At 73.5% G+C, this 16836-nt stretch carries 17 protein-coding genes; 9 read left to right on the top strand and 8 right to left on the bottom strand.

The annotated features are described in order from the left end of the window. The first annotated feature begins 14 nt into the window (after positions 1–14). The 5 genes from G5V58_RS15010 to G5V58_RS14990 all read left to right on the top strand — a co-directional run bounded on the left by G5V58_RS15010 (position 15) and on the right by G5V58_RS14990 (position 6088). On the top strand, positions 15–1034 hold the full coding sequence (locus G5V58_RS15010; protein WP_165234302.1) for an LLM class flavin-dependent oxidoreductase: 1020 nt from the start codon (positions 15–17) through the stop codon (positions 1032–1034). Positions 1035–1341: 307 nt separating this feature from the next. Next, on the top strand, positions 1342–4695 hold the full coding sequence (locus G5V58_RS15005) for a sensor histidine kinase (RefSeq protein ID WP_165234299.1): 3354 nt from the start codon (positions 1342–1344) through the stop codon (positions 4693–4695). Beyond that, entirely contained in the window at positions 4692–5111 is a 420-nt protein-coding gene (locus G5V58_RS15000) for a roadblock/LC7 domain-containing protein (protein WP_165234296.1), read from the top strand. The genes G5V58_RS15005 and G5V58_RS15000 overlap by 4 nt, the downstream gene beginning before the upstream one ends. A 19-nt stretch (positions 5112–5130) precedes the next feature. Next, entirely contained in the window at positions 5131–5505 is a 375-nt protein-coding gene (locus G5V58_RS14995; RefSeq protein ID WP_165234293.1) for a DUF742 domain-containing protein, read from the top strand. Further along, positions 5486–6088: a GTP-binding protein gene (locus G5V58_RS14990; RefSeq protein WP_165234290.1), complete on the top strand. Its 603-nt coding sequence runs from the start codon at positions 5486–5488 to the stop codon at positions 6086–6088. The genes G5V58_RS14995 and G5V58_RS14990 overlap by 20 nt, the downstream gene beginning before the upstream one ends. Here G5V58_RS14990 and G5V58_RS14985 read toward each other — a convergent pair. The 4 genes from G5V58_RS14985 to G5V58_RS14970 are packed head-to-tail and all read right to left on the bottom strand — an operon-like array spanning position 6085 to position 9802. Further along, on the bottom strand, positions 6085–7602 hold the full coding sequence (locus G5V58_RS14985; protein ID WP_165234287.1) for an acyl-CoA synthetase: 1518 nt from the start codon (positions 7600–7602) through the stop codon (positions 6085–6087). The genes G5V58_RS14990 and G5V58_RS14985 overlap by 4 nt on opposite strands. A gap of 4 nt (positions 7603–7606) precedes the next feature. Then, positions 7607–8971 (bottom strand): serine/threonine-protein kinase, encoded by a 1365-nt coding sequence (locus G5V58_RS14980; protein WP_165234284.1) that lies wholly within the window; start codon positions 8969–8971, stop codon positions 7607–7609. Between the two features lie 16 nt (positions 8972–8987). After that, positions 8988–9137 (bottom strand): hypothetical protein, encoded by a 150-nt coding sequence (locus G5V58_RS14975; protein ID WP_165234281.1) that lies wholly within the window; start codon positions 9135–9137, stop codon positions 8988–8990. 41 nt (positions 9138–9178) lie between these two features. Further along, positions 9179–9802, bottom strand: coding sequence for a sulfotransferase family 2 domain-containing protein (locus tag G5V58_RS14970; protein WP_165234278.1), 624 nt, complete (start codon positions 9800–9802; stop codon positions 9179–9181). 177 nt (positions 9803–9979) lie between these two features. Here G5V58_RS14970 and pdxR point away from each other — a divergent pair, with 177 nt between their 5' ends. Further along, positions 9980–11434, top strand: a complete 1455-nt coding sequence (gene pdxR, locus G5V58_RS14965) for a MocR-like pyridoxine biosynthesis transcription factor PdxR (protein WP_230486646.1) — start codon at positions 9980–9982, stop codon at positions 11432–11434. Here the strand turns inward: pdxR and G5V58_RS14960 are convergent. Then, positions 11361–12653 carry an APC family permease gene (locus G5V58_RS14960; RefSeq protein ID WP_165234275.1) on the bottom strand — a complete coding sequence of 431 codons (1293 nt, stop codon included), beginning with the start codon at positions 12651–12653 and terminating at the stop codon, positions 11361–11363. The two genes, pdxR and G5V58_RS14960, sit on opposite strands and share 74 nt — an antisense overlap. A 162-nt stretch (positions 12654–12815) precedes the next feature. Further along, the gene (locus tag G5V58_RS14955; RefSeq protein WP_165234272.1) at positions 12816–13214 is read right to left on the bottom strand and encodes an adenylyltransferase/cytidyltransferase family protein; all 399 of its coding nucleotides are present in this window, start codon (positions 13212–13214) and stop codon (positions 12816–12818) included. A gap of 45 nt (positions 13215–13259) precedes the next feature. Between G5V58_RS14955 and G5V58_RS14950 the strand changes: the two genes are divergently transcribed. The 3 genes from G5V58_RS14950 (at position 13260) to G5V58_RS14940 (ending at position 15571) form a co-directional block, all read left to right on the top strand. Continuing rightward, positions 13260–14525, top strand: coding sequence for a DUF445 domain-containing protein (locus G5V58_RS14950; protein ID WP_230486645.1), 1266 nt, complete (start codon positions 13260–13262; stop codon positions 14523–14525). A gap of 37 nt (positions 14526–14562) precedes the next feature. After that, complete coding sequence (locus G5V58_RS14945; RefSeq protein WP_165234269.1) at positions 14563–14796, top strand: RNA-binding S4 domain-containing protein; 234 nt, start codon at positions 14563–14565, stop codon at positions 14794–14796. Positions 14797–14899: 103 nt separating this feature from the next. After that, positions 14900–15571 (top strand): hypothetical protein, encoded by a 672-nt coding sequence (locus G5V58_RS14940; protein WP_165234266.1) that lies wholly within the window; start codon positions 14900–14902, stop codon positions 15569–15571. Between the two features lie 63 nt (positions 15572–15634). Here G5V58_RS14940 and G5V58_RS14935 read toward each other — a convergent pair whose 3' ends face one another. Together G5V58_RS14935 and G5V58_RS14930 are read right to left on the bottom strand one after the other, a co-directional pair. Further along, complete coding sequence (locus tag G5V58_RS14935) at positions 15635–16009, bottom strand: FKBP-type peptidyl-prolyl cis-trans isomerase (RefSeq protein WP_165234263.1); 375 nt, start codon at positions 16007–16009, stop codon at positions 15635–15637. A gap of 9 nt (positions 16010–16018) precedes the next feature. Then, positions 16019–16756: an SDR family oxidoreductase gene (locus G5V58_RS14930; protein WP_165234260.1), complete on the bottom strand. Its 738-nt coding sequence runs from the start codon at positions 16754–16756 to the stop codon at positions 16019–16021. Positions 16757–16836: the final 80 nt, after the last annotated feature.

Raw genomic sequence — 16836 nt, 5'->3', positions numbered from 1 at the left:
GCGTTCGTTGAAACGTGAAGAACATCGGCTTCCTGTCCTTCGGGCACTGGACCCCGTCGCCCCAGTCGCAGACGCGGTCGGCCTCCGACGCCCTGCTGCAGTCCATCGACCTGGCGGTCGCCGCCGAGGAGCTCGGCGCGGACGGTGCGTACTTCCGCGTCCACCACTTCGCCCGCCAGCTCGCCTCGCCGTTCCCGCTGCTGGCCGCCGCGGCCGCCAAGACCGCGCGGATCGAGCTCGGCACGGGCGTGATCGACATGCGCTACGAGAACCCGCTCTACATGGCCGAGGACGCCGGCGCCGCCGACCTCATCGCCGAGGGCCGGCTCCAGCTCGGCATCAGTCGCGGATCACCGGAGCAGGTCATCGACGGCTTCCGCTACTTCGGCTACCAGCCCGGCGAAGGCCGCGACCACGCCGACATGGCGCGCGACCACACCCAGGTCTTCCTCGAGGTCATCGAGGGCAAGGGCTTCGCCGAGCCGAACCCGCGCCCGATGTTCCCCAACCCGCCCGGCCTGCTCCGCGTCGAGCCGTACGCCCCCGGGCTGCGCGACCGGATCTGGTGGGGCGCCGGCAGCCGGTCCACCGCCGTGTGGACCGCCGAGCAGGGCATGAACCTGATGAGCTCGACCCTGCTCACCGAGGACACCGGCGTGCCGTTCCACCAGCTGCAGGCCGAGCAGATCCAGATGTTCCGCGACGCGTGGAAGGCGGCCGGCCACGAGCGCGAGCCGCGCGTGTCGGTCAGCCGCTCCATCTTCCCGCTGGTCAGCGACATGGACCGCGCGTACTTCGGCCACGACCGCAGCAGCCAGGACCAGGTCGGCCAGATCGACGGAGGACTGGCGCGCTTCGGCAAGTCCTACGCCGGCGAGCCCGACCAGCTGGCCGAGGAGCTGGCCGAGGACGAGGCGATCGCCGCGGCCGACACGCTGCTGCTCACCGTGCCGAACCAGCTCGGCGTGGACTACAACGCCCACGTCATCGAGAGCGTGCTCAAGCACGTGGCGCCCGAGCTCGGCTGGCGCTGACCCGCCACCCAGCCGCCGTCGCACGACCACCCCGAAGGGGCACCGCCGACTCCGGCGGTGCCCCTTCGCCGCATCGTCGCTGGTCAACCGGAGGGTCAGGGCCATTGCCAGCCATGACTAGACCAAGGTTGACTGAAAGGTGGACAAACCCGAGGCATTCCCCGATTCCGCCTCGGGCTGGGGGGAGCACTACCTACTGTGAACGCGATCTGGACCGGTCCCGTCGCCGCTGACCACGGCGTACCGACCTCGACTCAACCGGGTGGGTGGCATGTCTGAGGAGAAGCGTCGCGGCAGCGCGGGACGCATGGCGTCCGCCATCGCGCTCCCGGAGTGGTCGCTGCGCCGCAAGCTGGCCCTGGCGCTGACCATCCCGATGCTCCTGGCCGCCACCTTCGGCGGCCTGCGGGTGCAGAAGGAGCTCTCGGAGTCCGACAACTACTCCGCCACCGCCAAGCACGTCACGATCCTGCGCCCGGCGCTGGACTACCTCGCCTCGGCCGAGCAGGCGATCATCGTCTCCCGGCAGAAGCCGGCGCTGGACGACCCCGAGCGCGCCTCCGCGATCGAGGCGGTCAACACCGCCGCCCAGCGGCTCGAGGACGCGGCCGGTGCGGCCGACCTCAGCGCGGCCCAGCAGAACCGCTTCGACAGCATCCTCAAACTGAGCACCCAGCTGCGCGACGGCTCGGCGTACCCCTCCGCTGGCGGTGCGGTCGCCCAGGTCCGCCAGCTCCAGCGCGGCATCACCGGCCTCATCGACGCGATCGTCGCCGAGCAGCGCCAGCCCGAGCCCAAGCTGGCCGCGCTGCAACAGGCCATGGACGGCCGCGTGTCGCTGGCCATGCAGCAGTTCCAGACCTACGGCCCGGCCGCGAACATCAACGACGTCGACCTCGCCGCCGAGCTGGGCGTCGAGCAGGTCATCATCGACCGCCTCGGCTCCTACCTCGGCACGGACGACCCGCAGGTCTCGACGCTGAACCAGCAGAACGCCGCGCACTTCGGCGTCATCCGCAGCGGCAAGCACGACCTGGGCGACGCCGAGGCGTTCACGCCGTACGACGACCTGAGCAACACCCTGCTCAACCAGATCGACGGCAACCTGAGCAGCGCCGCGAACGACGCCCGTGCGCTGGCCATCGCCAACGCCGTCATCACCGCGGCCCTGCTGCTGGCCGCGATCTTCCTGGCCCTGCTCGTCTCGCGCCTGCTGCTGAACCCGATCCGCCAGGTGCGCGAGGGCGCGCTCGAGATCGCCAACGACCGGCTGCCCGCGATGGTTGCCCGGATCCGCGCCGGCGAGGAGCCCGGCGAGATCACGCCGATCCCCGTCACGACGCACGAGGAGATGGGCCAGCTGGCCCGCGCGGTCGACGACATGAACCGGCAGGCCGTCACCCTGGCCTCCGGGGAGGCGCGGCTGCGCTCGCAGGTCGCCGACATGTTCTCGACACTCTCGCGCCGCAACAACTCCCTCATCAACCAGCAGCTGAGCCTCATCGAGCGGCTGGAGAAGGACGAGGAGGACCCGCAGCGCCTCGAGTCGCTGTTCCGCCTCGACCACCTCGCCTCCCGCATGCGTCGCACAGCGGACTCGCTCATGGTCCTCGCCGACGCCCCCGTCCAGGCCAGCGACTCCGACGCCCTCGAGCTCGGTGACGTCTTCCAGGCCGCGATGGCCGGTGTGCAGGAGTACCAGCGCGTCCAGATCGAGGCCGCTCCTGCCGAGAAGGTCACCGGCGCCGCGGCCGCGGACATCGTGCACCTCATGACCGAGCTGGTCGACAACGCGCTGGCCTTCTCGCCGCCCACCGCGCCGGTGAAGATCACCAGCAAGATGGCCGGCGACAGCGTGGTCGTCGAGGTCAGCGACGGCGGTCTGGGCATCGCCGCCGACGTCCTCGCCTCGCTCAACGACGACCTCCGCTCCGGCGGCGAGGTCACCGTCGAGACCGCCCGCCGGATGGGCCTGCTCGTGGTCAGCCGGCTGGCCAAGCGTCACGCGCTCACCGTCTCGCTGGCGCGCAACACGCGTGGCGGCACGACGGCCACCGTCCTGCTGCCGCCCAGCGTGCTCCGGCGTACGGCGAGCGCCCCGGCGCCCGCTCCCGCCGCCAAGCAGCGCCCGGGTCTGGGCAGCATGACCTCGCTGCGCCAGGCCGAGCCGGTCCGCGAGGAGCTGAGCAACGACGCGCCGGCCGCACCCGAGGCTCCGGCCGCTGCCGCTCCGGCGGCTCCGGCGGCTCCGGCGGCTCCGGCGGCTCCGGTCGCCCCTGCTGCCGAGCCGTTCGCCCGCCCGACCGTGGTGCCGCCCGCGGTCGAGCCGGTCGCTCCGGCGGCTCCGGCCTCGACGCCGGCCGGGCTGCCGCTGCGCAGGCCCGAGCCGGTGGCCCAGGCCGCGCCGCCCGCGCCGGCTGCTCCGGTCGAGTCCGAGCCCGCGGCTGCCGCCGCCCCGGCCGCCTCGGCCGGGTCCGACGTGGACCCGATCGCGGCCGCGATCAACGCCGTCACCCGGCTGCCCCAGCGCTCGCCCGGTGCGACCCGGTCCGGCGGTCCGATGCCCGGCTCCGCGCCCGTCGGCACCACCGGCGGCTCGCTGTTCCAGCGGCTCCAGGCCCGCAAGGCCGAGGAGGCCGCCCAGGACGACGCTGTCGACCAGCCGGCCGAGCCAGCCGCCGAGACCGCCGAGCCCACCGAGACCGCCGCCGCCGAGGCGCCGGCCGCGGAGGGCACCGGCAGCGACCTGCCGCAGCGTGAGCCGGCCGCCCCGACCGGGGCGTTCGCGGCCATCGACGAGGCGACCGCCCAGGCCGACCCGCACGCGCTGCGCGAGGAGGCCGACCAGCAGGCCGGCTCCGCGCTGGCGGCGTTCACCGGGATGGCCGCGGCCCCGCCCGCACCGGCGGGTGACGACGCGCCGGCGCTGCCGCGCCGCAACGGGTTCAGCAACTTCCACGCGCTGAACCGTCCCGGCGTCAACGGCGCCGTCAACGGCGCCGTCAACGGCGTGGCGAACGGCAGCCTGAACGGCCATGCCGCCGAGCACGACGAGCCCGCCGCGGAGCCCACTGAGCAGTCCACTGAGGAGCCCACTGAGGAGCTCGTGGAGCCCGCCGAGGCGCCGGTGGCCGAGGAGGCTCCGGCCGCGGAGGAGTCCGTCGTCGAGGAGCCGGTGGACGCCGAGAGCGCGGAGATCGACGCCTCGGCGCCGGTGGCGAGCTGGGTGACCAGCCCGGCGGCCGGCGTACCGGCCCCGCCGCCGGCCCCCGCGAGCGCCTACGACCTGCTCGACTCGCGCACGCCGGTGGCCGAGACCGACCTGGCCGACGCGCCGCTCTACCAGACCCTCCGCTCGCGCTGGCTCAGCACTGACGAGGACGGCGGCGAGTGGACGACCTCGGAGATCGAGGCCGGCTGGGAGGCCGCCGAGCAGGTCGCGGAGAAGCCGCCCCTGCAGCGCCGCGAGTCCGGGCTGCCGGTGCGCCGGCCGGGCAACCGGCTCGTGCCGGGCGGCGTCTCGCCCACCCCCACCATCGTCCGGCGCGACCCGGAGGCCATCCGGGCGCGGCTCGCCGCGCACGCCGCGGGCGTCTCTCGTGGTCGCTCCGCGGCCACGGTCGACGAGTCCGTCACCACCACCGAGGAAGGCCCCGCATGACCGAGAACCTCACCGAGACCGACGAGCGCGGGCTCGACTGGCTCGTCAGCAAGTTCGTCGACGAGGTGCCGTCCGCGGCGCACGCGGTCCTCGTCTCCGCCGACGGGCTGCTGATGGCCAAGAGCTTCAGCCTCCCCGACGAGCGGGCCGAGCAGGTCGCCGCGGTCTCCTCCGGACTGGCCAGCCTGGCCGTGGGCGCGGCGCGGCTCTTCGAGGGCGGTGCGGTGCTGCAGACCGTGATCGAGATGCAGCACGGCTACCTGCTCCTCATGAGCGTCGGCGACGGCTCGCACCTCGCCGTCCTGACCGAGGACTCCGCCGACATCGGGCAGGTGGGCTACGAGATGGCCCTCCTGGTCGACCGCGTCGGCCGCATGGTCCAGGCCACCGCCCGCGTGAACCTCAGCGGCGTCTGAGGGAGAACCAGAGACCGTCATGGCACTGCCGACCCAGCCGTGGGAGCCGGAGGACGACGCGCCCGTCGCGCGCGTCGTCCGCCCCTACACGCTGACCGGCGGGCGCACGGCTCCCAAGGTCGAGCTGCCCTTCGAGGCGACGCTCCGCCGGGAGTCGGGAACCGGGGAGCCCACCGACCCCAAGCTGGCGCAGATCCTGGCCGTGTGCGACAAGCGCTCGGTCGCCGAGGTCTCCGCGCACGTGCACATGCCGATCGGCGTCACCCGGGTGCTCCTGGGCGACCTGATCGAGCAGGGCTTCGTCCGGGTGCAGGCAACACTCACCGCTGATTCGTCGCACGACGAGCGACGAGAGCTCATCGAAAGGACCCTCCGTGGACTACGCACGCTCTAGCGCTCAGCGCTCCGCTGCGTCGACGAAGATCGTCGTCGCCGGCGGCTTCGGCGTGGGCAAGACGACCCTCGTCGGGTCGGTCTCGGAGATCATGCCGCTGCGCACCGAGGCTCTCGTCACCAACGAGTCCGAGGGCGTCGACGACCTCGCGGCCGTGCCCACCAAGGCCACGACGACCGTCGCCATGGACTTCGGGCGGATCACGCTGGCCGAGGACCTGGTCCTCTACCTGTTCGGTACGCCGGGCCAGCGCCGCTTCTGGTTCATGTGGGACGACCTGTGCCTGGGCGCCATCGGCGCGATCGTGCTGGTCGACACCAACCGGCTCGACGAGGCGTTCTCGCCGCTGGACTACTTCGAGTCCAAGGGGCTGCCGTTCATCGTGGCGGTCAACATGTTCGACAACGCCACCCGCTACCCGCTCGACGAGATCCGCGCGGCGCTGGCGGTCCCCGAGCACGTGCCGATGATCGAGATCGACGCCCGCGACCGCGAGTCGTGCAAGAACGCGCTGATCAAGATCACCGAGTACTCCCTCACCCAGCTGATGGAGCCGGCCCCGGCCCCCGCGCCGGCCTACTAGAGGTACTGCTCGACCAGCCGTCGCTTGACCAGCTTGCCGGTCGGCGTGCGCGGCAGGTCGGCCACGAAGTCGACCGAGCGCGGCGCCTTGACGTGTGCGATGCGGGCGCGGACGTGGTCGATGAGCGCACGCTCGAGCTCCGGCCCGGGAGTGGCGTCCTCGGCCGGGACGACGACGGCCTTGACCACCTGACCCATGTCGTCGTCGGGCACGCCGATCACCGCGACGTCGTAGACCGCCGGGTGCAGGGCGAGAGCGTTCTCGACCTCCTGCGGGTAGATGTTCGCGCCGCCGCTGATGATCATGAACGCACGACGGTCGGTGAGGTGGAGGAAGCCCTCCTCGTCGACCCGGCCGATGTCGCCCGTGGTCGCCCAGTTGTCGTGGTGCGGGTGCTGCGCCTCGCGGGTCTTGTCCGGGTCGTGGTGGTAGGCGAACGGCATCACGTCGCGCTCGAAGTAGACGAGCCCGGTCTCGCCGACCGGCAGCTCCTCCTGGTCCGGTGAGTCCGGGTCGACCACGTGCAGGACGCCGAGCGCGGAGCGGCCGACCGAGCCCGGGTGGGTCAGCCAGTCCTGCGGCGTGATCCAGGTCAGCCCGATGGCCTCGGTGGCGGCGTAGTACTCGTAGAGCACCGGCCCCCACCACTCGATCATCCGCTGCTTGACCTCGACCGGGCACGGCGCGGCCGCGTGGATGGCCACCCGCATCGAGGACACGTCGTACGCCGCACGCACGGCGTCGGGGAGCTTGAGCATCCGCACGAACATCGTCGGCACCCACTGGCTGTGGGTGACCCGGTGCTCCTGGATGAGCGCCAGCGCCTCCTCCGCGTCGAAGCGTGGCATCATCACGACCGTCCCGCCCGTCGCGGTGATGACCATGCAGAAGCGCAGGGGCGCCGCGTGGTACATCGGTGCGGGGGAGAGGTAGACGGTCTCGGCGTCGAAGCCGAACATGGCCGGGAACAGCGCGACGTAGGTGTTGCCGGGCTCGTCGACCTGGTGGTCCTTGAGCGGCGGCTTGACCGCCTTCGGGAAGCCGGTGGTGCCGCTGGAGTAGAGCATGTCCGAGCCGGCCGGCTGGTGCTCGAGCGGCTCGGCCGGGACCGACGCGATCGCGTCGAGGACCTCGGCGCCGAGCAGCACGGTGCGTACGGCGGGCGCGCGGCTCGCGATCGCCGTGGCGCGCTCGGCCTGCGCGGCCGAGGCGAGGAGCAGCTGGGCGCCGGAGTCGTCGAGGACGTAGGCCTGCTCGTCGGCGGTGAGGTGGTGGTTGAGCGCCACGAGGTAGAGCCCGCTGCGCAGCGCCGCCCAGTAGGCCACGAGGAAGAGCGGGCTGTTCTCGCTCAGCAGCGCGACCGCGTCGCCGTGCCCCAGGCCGGCGTCGCGGAAGACGTGCGCGAGGCGGATGGACTGGTCCTCGAGCTCGGCGTAGGTCAGCGTCTCGCCGGTGTCGGCCATGACCACGGCCGGCTTGTCGGGGGTGGTCTGGGCGAAGAGGCCGGGGTACACGACGTCACTCCAGCACAGCCAGGTTGGCCGGTGGTGTGCTCAGCGGTGGTGCTTGTGGTGGCCCTTGGCCTTGCCGGGCTTGCCCGGCTTGTGCTTGCCGGGTCCGTGGGGCTTGTGCGTCTTGTGCGTCTTGTGGTGCTTCTTCTTCGCGTGGTGGTGCTTGCCCTTGCCAGCGTGGTGCTCCGCCCGCGGCGTCCTGGCCCTCGTCGGGGTGGGCTGCGGCGCGACAGCGGGTACGACGGCGGCGGCCTCGGGCGTCGGGGCCGCGGCCTGGCTGGGCTCGGGTGTCGCGGACCCGGCGCGGGGTCGGTCGGCGGCGGCCGCGGGGGGGCGCGGCGTCGGTGGGCCAGATCGACCAGGTGAGGCCGCCGACGGCGAGCAGCGCGGCGACCGCGACGGCGACCAGCGCCGAGCGGCGGCGCGGAGCGGCGACGGCGGGCGGGGCGACCGGGCGGGCCACCGGGTGGGCGAGCCCGGGGACGACGTCGCCTCGGCGGACGGCGCGGATCCGCTCGGCGACCTCGGCGGCGCTCGGGCGGGCGAGGGGGTCGCGGGCCGTCATCTGCGTGAGCAGCGCGGTCCAGGCCGCGGGCAGGGTGGTCGGGACCTCGGGCTGGCGGGCCAGGCGGGCGAACGCGCTCTCGACCGACGAGCCGGCGTACGCCCGGACGCCGGTGAGCGCCTCGAGCAGGACCAGGCCGAGGGAGTAGACGTCGACCGCGGTGCTGACCGGCTCACCGGCGACCTGCTCGGGACTGAGGTAGGCGACGGTGCCGACCAGGAAGCCGGTGCGCGTGTGGTGGACGGTGTCGTCGACCAGGCGGGCGATCCCGAAGTCGGCCAGCTTGGCCGTGCCGTCCTGGTCGAGCAGGACGTTGCCGGGCTTGACGTCGCGGTGCACGATGCCGGCCGCGTGGACGTGGGCCAGGGCGTCGGCCACCTCGGCGCCGATGCGCGCGACCTCGTCGGCGTCCAGCCCGTCGTCCATGGCCTCGGCCAGCGAGCGGCCGCGCACCAGCTCGAGCACGAGGTAGGGGCGGTCACCGTCGATGCCCGCGTCGAGCACGCGCACCAGGCCGGGGTGCGACAGCCGGCCGAGCAGGCGGGCCTCGTCGGCGAACCGGGCGCGGTCCTCCGCGCTCGTCGCGGTGTCACGGAGCAGCTTGACCGCGACCCGGCGGTCCAGGCGGCGGTCCTGCGCCTCGTGGACGACGGCGACGCCGCCCTCGCCCAGGCGCGTGGTCAGCTCGTAGCGCTCGGCCACGACCCCGGTCGAGCGCCCGGCCCCGAGCAGTGCGGCCATGTCGGCGACGACGGTCTCGTCGTCGTCTCCCACGGAGCCGGCAGCAGGGCGCGCGTCGTCGACCACGGGTCAGTCCTCGCGGTCAGCGGCCAGCAGGTGCGGTCTGCGCCGGCGGCGCAGGCGCCGGGGCGGCGGCGTCGATGGCCCACGCCGCACCCGTGACGCCCAACGCCAGCAGCGCGCCGGCCAGAGCCGTGGCGAGCGGCTGCCGGGCGAGAGGTGCGGTGGACATGGGTGCACGGTTCCCGCCCCGAGGGCATTTCAACCGCCGCGCTAGAACTCGTACCCGTACGCACGCAGGTCGGCCTCGAACAGCTCGGCCACCCGCTTCCTGGTCCGCTCGCTGTAGACGTCGCGGTAGTCGGGCCGACCCGGGTCGATGTTGACGCTCTGCAGCCCGGCCCACGGCAGCCCGAGGTGGTCGTAGATGTGGTGCAGGTCGGCCTCGAGGCTCTCCTGGCGACCGGTGAAGTCGGCGCGCTTCTGGTCGTTGTTGAGGAAGGCCACCTGGGGCTTGCGCAGCCGTGGGTGCTCGTCCGGCGCGTGCATGATGAACGACTCGAAGTCGGGGTGCGCCTCGAGGATCGAGGCGATGAACCGGTTGCGCTGGAGGTGCTCCACGTGGCGCTCGTTGCCGGCCGCGGCGCCCTCGCGGAAGCGCTCCATCATCCGCCACCACGAGAGCATCCGGGCCCACGGGTTCCGCACGAAGCCGGCCGTCCAGTACGACGCCAGCCCCGGCTCGAGCTGCAGCAGCCGGTCCAGCGGGGCGTGCCGGTTGGCCGCCGAGATGCGTCGCACGTCGCCCAGGGCCGCGGTGAGCCCGTTGTCGATGGTCGACCCGCCGGTCTTCTGCACGTGCACGAAGAGGAACCGGTGCGAGTCGGAGATGAGCACCGGTGCAGTATTGCTGCACTCGAGGGCCCTCGCTCCGCTCGGGCGTGCTCGGCGCGCTCTGACGAACCGTCCCGCGGGCCTCGCTGGCTCGCCCAGGGGCTCGCTCCGCTCGACCCGCGGGACGGTTCGGCGCGCCGAGCGGGCCCGCCTGTCGGTGGTGCGTGCCAGGCTGCGGACGTGCGGGAGCTGGGGGACCTGGTGGTCGACCTCAGCGTGCGCGGGGACCGGACGACGGCGCTCTACCGCGCGCTGCTCGAGGCGGTGCGGGGCGGGCGGTTGGCGCCGGGGGAGCGGCTGCCGCCCACGCGCGCGCTGGCTGCGGACCTGGGGGTCGCGCGCACGACGGTGGCCACGGCGTACGACCGGCTGGTGGCGGAGGGCTACCTCACCACCCGGGTGGGGGCCGGGACGTTCGTGGCCGAGGCGGCTCGACCGGCGCCGGCGCCGCGGCGCGGCACCGACCTGGCGCCGCGGGGCGGGTGGGAGCGGCGACCCCAGCCGACGAGCGGGGGCGCGCCGAAGCCGGCGTACGACTTCCGGGTGGGGATCCCCGACGCGCGGTTGTTCCCGTTCGACACCTGGCGCCGGCTGGTCACCGCCGAGCTGCGGGTGGGCGCGCACGACCTCGGGACCTACGCCGACCCGGCGGGCCACCGGCCGCTGCGCGAGGCCATCGCCCGGCAGGTGGCGCTGGGCCGCGGGGTCACGACGACGGCCGACGAGGTGCTGGTCACCCAGGGGACCCAGCAGGCGCTCGACCTGGTGACCCGGGTGCTGGTGTCACCCGGTGACGTGGTCGCGGTGGAGGAGCCCGGCTACCCGCTGGCGCGTGAGGTCTTCGAGGCCCACGGCGCCCGGGTCGTGCCGGTCCGCGTCGATCTCGAGGGGCTGGTCGTCGACGAGCTGCCCGAGCGGGCGCGGCTGGTCTTCACCACCCCGTCGCACCAGTTCCCGACCGGCCCCCCGCTGTCGATGTCGCGGCGCCGGGCGCTGCTCGCCTTCGCCGCGCGGCACCGGTGCGCGGTCGTGGAGGACGACTACGACAGCGAGTTCCGCTACACCGAGCGCCCGCTCGAGACGCTGCACGCGATGGACGACGCCGGCCGCGTGCTCTACCTCGGCACGTTCTCCAAGTCGCTGGTGCCGGGGCTGCGGGCGGGCTACCTCGTCGCACCCGCCCTGCTGCAGGACGCGCTGCGAGCCGCGCTCCAGCTCAGCGTGGGCTACGTCGACGTCCCCGCCCAGGCCGCGCTGGCCCGCTTCCTCGAGGACGGCCTCTTCGCCCGGCACCTGCGCAGGGCGAGGGCGGCGTACGCCGAGCGGCGGGCGCTGCTGCTCGAGCAGGTCCACGGCCCGCTGGCCGACCACCTCGAGCTGGTCCCGTGCCAGGCCGGGCTGCACATGACGACGGTGCTGCGCGACCAGTCCCGCGACGACGGGGCGGTGGTCCGGGCCGCGGCCGAGGAGGGCGTCGCGGTCGAGGCGCTGTCGTCCTACGCCGTCGGCGGCGCGCCGCGCGGGGTGGTGCTGGGCTACGGCGCGGCCGACCCGGCGACGATCAGGCCGGGGCTGGCGCGACTGGCCGGGGTCCTGGCCTCAGCACCGTCCACAGCAGGGCCCCGACCCCGATGAGCGCCGGGCCGAGCAGGTGCGCCCCGGTCATGGCCAGCAGGGCCAGGGTCGCGACGAAGGCCACGCCCGCACCGCGCCGGACCCAGGTGCCGCGCGGCAGGAGCTTGAGGGCGGCGGCCGTCCCCACGGCGTACACCAGCGTGAAGGTGCCGGTCGTCATCATCAGCGGGGCGTTGATGGACAGGTCGCCGATGGCGATCACGCCGAGCGAGGTCAGCGCGCCGAGGCTGAGGAACGCCAGCGAGCGGCGCGGCACCTCGCCGGCGCTGGAGCCGCGGGCCAACCAGACCGGGAACGAGCCGTCCCGGGCCAGCGCCGCGCCGAGGCGCGCGCCGCCGGAGAAGTAGGCGTTCATCGCGCCCACGGACAAGAGCACCGCCACCACCGTCACCACCGGCCGTGCCCACTCGCCGAGCCCGAGGACCAGCAGATCCGACAGCGGCGCCCGCCCGGGCTCGTCGCCCAGCACGACCACGGTGGCGAAGGCGATGCCGAGGTAGAGCACCGCGATGACCACGATCGCGATGCCGGTGGCACGGGTGATGTCGCGCGCCGGGTCGCGGTACTCCCCGCTCAGCGACGTCACCGCCTCCCACCCGGCGAAGGCCCAGACCAGCAGGGCGGCGGCCGAGCCGACGGCCAGCCACCCGTGCGGGGCGAACGGCGTGAGGTGGCCGAGCTGCGCGTGCGGCAGCGAGACCACGGTGGCCCCGGCCAGCAGCACCCCGAGCACCCCGGCGATCCCGAGCTGGACGCGGCCGGAGACCTTGAGCCCGAACCAGTTCATGACCGCGACCAGCGCGATGATCCCGGCGGTGGCCAGCAGCATCGTCCGGCGCCCGCCGCCGGCCGCGTCCGCGACGTACGCCCCGGCGAACCCTGCAGCCGTCGGCGCGCCGACGAGCACCGCGAAGAAGAAGCACCAGCCGATCACCGTCGCCGTGCGCGGACCGAAGGCCCGCCGGGCGTACGTCGACACGCCGCCGCCGTCCGGGTGCCGTGCGCCCAGGGCGGCGAAGGTCGTGGCGAGCGGGATGGACAGCAGGAGCAGCCCGGCCCACGCCAGCAGCGACGCCGGCCCGGCCTCCTGGACGGCCAGCGCCGGCAGCGAGATCACCCCCGTGCCCAGGACCGCGCCGATGGTGAGGGCCGCGCCCTGCGGCACGTCGAGGCTGGCCCCGGTGACCGCGGGCGTGGTGGGCGGAGCGACGGACGTCATGGCTCGATCCTGACGGGCCAGGTGGCCGGGTTGAACGGCCAATCCGGGCCGTTCCGGACCGGCCAATCCCCACCTGTGCCCACCGGGTAACGGTTAACCGGTGTGCACACTGCTGAGCGTGAAAGTGTGCACACCGCTTAACCGTTGAGCGGTGGGCACATCTCAGGCGAGGTCCGAGATCTTCTCGATGAGCGCGGTGGTGGAGATGGCGGGGGTCCGGGGCAGGTAGACCACCTCGCAGATGTCCTCGAACTCGTCGAAGCGGCCCTTCCAGTCGTCACCCATCACCAGCACGTCGGCGCCGAACTGCTCGATGTAGTGCCGCTTGAGTTCCAGGCTCTCCTCGACGAAGACCTCGTCCACCGGCTTGAGCGCGCCGACGATGGCCAGCCGCTCGGCCTGGCTGAAGACCGGCTCGCGACCCTTCTTGCTCACGTTGAGCGCGTCGGAGGAGACGCCGACGACCAGGCGGTCGCCGTACGCCGCCGCCCGCTCGATGACCCGGAGGTGGCCGACGTGGAAGACGTCGAACGTGCCGAAGGTCAGGACGGTGCGGGGCATGGGCGGATTCTTCCAGCCGGCGCACGTCGGTGAGAATCGAGGCCCATGACCACCACGGCCCCGATGATCGCCGGCGACCCCGCGGCCGACGCGCGGCGGCGCTCGGCGCTGCGCCGGATGCGCGGGGTGGCGACCGGGCTGCTGGTGCTGGCAGCCGTGGTCTACCTGCTCACCCGGGACCGGGACGGCTTCCTCGGCTTCGTGAACGCCGGCGCAGAGGCCTCGATGGTGGGCGCGATCGCGGACTGGTTCGCGGTCACCGCGCTCTTCCGGCACCCGCTGGGGCTGCCGGTGCCGCACACGGCGCTCATCCCGCGCAAGAAGGACGAGCTGGGCCGCGGGCTGGAGGAGTTCGTGGGCGAGAACTTCCTGCAGGAGGCGATCATCCGCGAGCGGCTCCTGGCCGCGGAGCCCGCGCGGCGGCTGGGGGAGTGGCTGGCCGAGCCGGCCAACGCCCAGCGGGTGGTGGACGAGGTGGCCGACGTGGCGGCCATCGCGCTGTCCAAGGTCCGCGACGACCACATCGAGTCGCTGGTCCGCGACGCGCTGACGCCGCGGTTCCGCGAGGAGCCGATCGCGCCGCTGCTGGGCGGTCTGCTGAGCGAGGCGCTGGCCGACGACCTGCACCACGGGCTGGTCGACCTGGCCCTGGACGAGCTGCACGGCTGGCTGGTCGACAACCCGGACACGGTCACCGAGGTGCTCGGCGAGCGGGCGCCGTGGTGGGCGCCGCCGCGGCTCAACGAGGCGGTGACCGGCCGGATCCACACCGAGCTGGTCCGCTGGGTCGGCGACATCCGCGACGACCCGCAGCACCGCGCCCGGCAGGCGCTGGACTCGGTCCTGCGCCAGCTGGCCGACGACCTGCTCCACGACGCCGACACCCAGGCCCGCGCCGAAGGGCTCAAGGAGCGCATCCTCGACAACCCCGCGGTCATCCGGTCCGCGATCTCGCTCTGGGACGCCCTGCGCCGGGCGCTCACCACCTCGCTCCAGGACCCCCAGGGCGCGGTCCGCGCCCGGCTGCTGACCGAGGCCACCGCGTTCGCGGCCCGGCTGCGCGACGACGCCGCGCTCCGCACCCGCCTCGACGGCCTGGCCGCCGACGCCGCGGTCTTCGTCGTGGACCGGTACGGCGCGGAGCTCACCTCCGTCATCACCCAGACCATCGAGCGCTGGGACGGCAAGGAGGCGGCCGAGCGCATCGAGCTGCACGTCGGGCGCGACCTGCAGTTCATCCGCATCAACGGCACCGTGGTCGGCGGCCTGGTCGGCGTCCTCATCCACGCGGTGAGCGTCGCGCTCGGCTGATTTGGGGTCGCGACACGCCCGGGAGGACAATGAGCGGGTGAGCGACTACAACGACGTGCCGGTGGAGGACGACTCGATCAAGCTCGGGCAGTTCCTCAAGCTGGCCGACCTCATCGAGTCCGGTGGCGAGGCCAAGCAGGTGCTCTCCGGCGGGATCGTCCGGGTCAACGGCGAGGTCGAGACCCGCCGCGGCCGCCAGCTCGAGCGCGGCGACGTGGTCAGCGTCGCCGCCAAGTCCGCCCGCGTGGGCGGCGAGCGCAACTGGGAGTGAGTCTCGGGGACGTCCGCGACCTTCCGTAGCGTAGCCAGCCCCGCCGGGCTACCCCCGACACGGACTATTCCGAAGCCTGGACAGCCGGTGGGATGGTCCGTGCATGACCAGACTCACCTCGTTCACGCGATCCTCCGGGCGGATGCTCGGTGTCGTCGCCGTCGTCATCGCGCTGTGCAGCGCCACCTTCGCCGTCACGTACGCCACCACCGCCGAGAAGGGCGGCACGATCACGGCGTGCGTCAAGAAGGGCACCGGTGCGCTCTACTCGGCGAAGAAGTGCGCCAAGGGCGACAAGAAGCTGACCTGGAACAAGATGGGCGTCGCCGGCCCCGCAGGCCCGGCCGGGCCCGCCGGGCCCGCCGGCGCCGCGGCAGGCTACTCCGCCTCGCAGACCGGTTCGCTGACGATCAACAGCAACCACAACGTGCAGAACACGGTGCTGTCCAAGAACCTCCCGGCCGGCAGCTACGTCGTGAACGCCAGCTACACGCTGAGTGCCTCCGACGACACCGACGACAGCTTCGCCAGCATCGAGTGCCACCTCGGCGGAGCCGGCTCCCAGTCGGTGCAGTCGTGGACCGAGGAGCTCGGCGGCGTCATCCTCGTCTACGCGTGGACGGCCAGCACGGGGCAGACCGTCGCGGTCACCAGCGCGAGCCCGTTCACCGTCACCCTCAGCTGCGAGGACAACCACACCTCCAGCCAGACCAACTTCACGGAGTCCGTGAGCAACGCCAAGCTGACCGCGGTGCAGACCGCGTCCAACTCCTGATCTCCACAGCGCGCCCCGTCCCGGTCCTCGGGGCGGGGCGCGCTGTCGTGTCGGAGGTGGGTCTCAGCTGACGCCCAGCAGGTCCACCACGAAGACCAGGGTCTCGCCGGGCTTGATGACGCCGCCGGCGCCGCGGTCGCCGTACCCGAGGTGCGGCGGGATGACGAGCTGGCGGCGGCCGCCGACCTTCATGCCCTGCACGCCGGTGTCCCAGCCCTGGATGACCTGGCCGACGCCGAGGCGGAACTTCAGCGGCTCGCCGCGGTTGTAGGAGGCGTCGAACTCCTCGCCGGTCGAGTGGGCCACGCCGACGTAGTGGACCTCGACGGTCTGCCCGCTGCGCGCCTCCTCGCCGTCGCCCTCGCGCAGGTCGGTGACGACCAGGTCGGTGGGCGGGGTGGGGTCGACGAAGTCGATCTCGGGCTTCTCGGTGCTCATGCCGCGAGCCTAACGACCGCCTGCGACCCGCAGCGTGGTGCCGGTGACGTAGGACGCCTCGTCGCTCATCAGCCAGGCCACGGCGTCGGCCACCTCCTCCGGCTCGCCCGCGCGCTGCAGGGGGATGAGCGGCGCGACGCGCTCGAGCCGGCCGGGCTCGCCGGCGTCGGCGTGGATGGTGGTGCGGATCATCCCGGGGGCGACCCCGACCACGCGCACGCCGTCCTGGGCCACCTCCTCGGCCAGGCCGAGGGTGAGCGCGTCGACACCGGCCTTGGCCGCGGCGTACTGGACGTACTCGCCGGGTGAGCCCTTGGTCGCCGCGCCGGAGCTGATGTTGACCAGCACGCCGCCCTGCCCGTCGTACGCCGTGGAGAGGGCGCGGACCGCGGCGCGGGCGACCAGGATCGCGGTGGTGAGGTTGAGGTCGACGGTCCGCCGGATCACCTCGACCGGCGTCTCGGCCAGCGGCCCGATGTGGAACGTCGCGCCGGCGTTGTTGACCACCCCGGTGAGGGCGCCCGCGGCCGCGAACAGGTCCTCGACGCCGTCGTCGTCGAGCAGGTCGCAGCGCACCAGCGTGCACTCGCCGCCGGCCGCCTGCACCGCGGCCTCGGCCAGCTCCGCGGCGGCGTCGTCGTGGGCGTAGCCGAGCACCAGGTCGTGGCCGGCGCGGGCCAGCCGCTGCGCGACGGCGGCACCGATCCCGCGGGTGCCGCCGGTGACGAGGCTGCGGGGTCGGGCCATGGGCCCCAGCATGCCGGTCCCGCGGTCCGCAAGGGCTCAGTCGAGTCATTCTGGGCGCCGGGTGCAAAGACGAGGATGGC

This window comes from Nocardioides anomalus (assembly GCF_011046535.1).
Lineage (GTDB): Bacteria > Actinomycetota > Actinomycetes > Propionibacteriales > Nocardioidaceae > Nocardioides > Nocardioides anomalus.
Note: the sequence above shows the minus strand (reverse complement) of the source record. Positions and strands in the feature narration are given on the sequence as shown.

What these genes read in the sequence shown, in the direction of transcription:
- G5V58_RS15005 (WP_165234299.1), top strand. Translation starts at nt 1,342, where the DNA reads ATGGCGTCCGCCATCGCGCTCCCGGAGTGGTCGCTGCGCCGCAAGCTG.
- G5V58_RS15000 (WP_165234296.1), top strand. Translation starts at nt 4,692, where the DNA reads ATGACCGAGAACCTCACCGAGACCGACGAGCGCGGGCTCGACTGGCTC.
- G5V58_RS14995 (WP_165234293.1), top strand. Translation starts at nt 5,131, where the DNA reads ATGGCACTGCCGACCCAGCCGTGGGAGCCGGAGGACGACGCGCCCGTC.
- G5V58_RS14975 (WP_165234281.1), bottom strand. Translation starts at nt 9,137, where the DNA reads ATGTCCACCGCACCTCTCGCCCGGCAGCCGCTCGCCACGGCTCTGGCC.
- G5V58_RS14960 (WP_165234275.1), bottom strand. Translation starts at nt 12,653, where the DNA reads ATGACGTCCGTCGCTCCGCCCACCACGCCCGCGGTCACCGGGGCCAGC.
- G5V58_RS14955 (WP_165234272.1), bottom strand. Translation starts at nt 13,214, where the DNA reads ATGCCCCGCACCGTCCTGACCTTCGGCACGTTCGACGTCTTCCACGTC.
- G5V58_RS14950 (WP_230486645.1), top strand. Translation starts at nt 13,260, where the DNA reads ATGACCACCACGGCCCCGATGATCGCCGGCGACCCCGCGGCCGACGCG.
- G5V58_RS14940 (WP_165234266.1), top strand. Translation starts at nt 14,900, where the DNA reads ATGACCAGACTCACCTCGTTCACGCGATCCTCCGGGCGGATGCTCGGT.
- G5V58_RS14935 (WP_165234263.1), bottom strand. Translation starts at nt 16,009, where the DNA reads ATGAGCACCGAGAAGCCCGAGATCGACTTCGTCGACCCCACCCCGCCC.
- G5V58_RS14930 (WP_165234260.1), bottom strand. Translation starts at nt 16,756, where the DNA reads ATGGCCCGACCCCGCAGCCTCGTCACCGGCGGCACCCGCGGGATCGGT.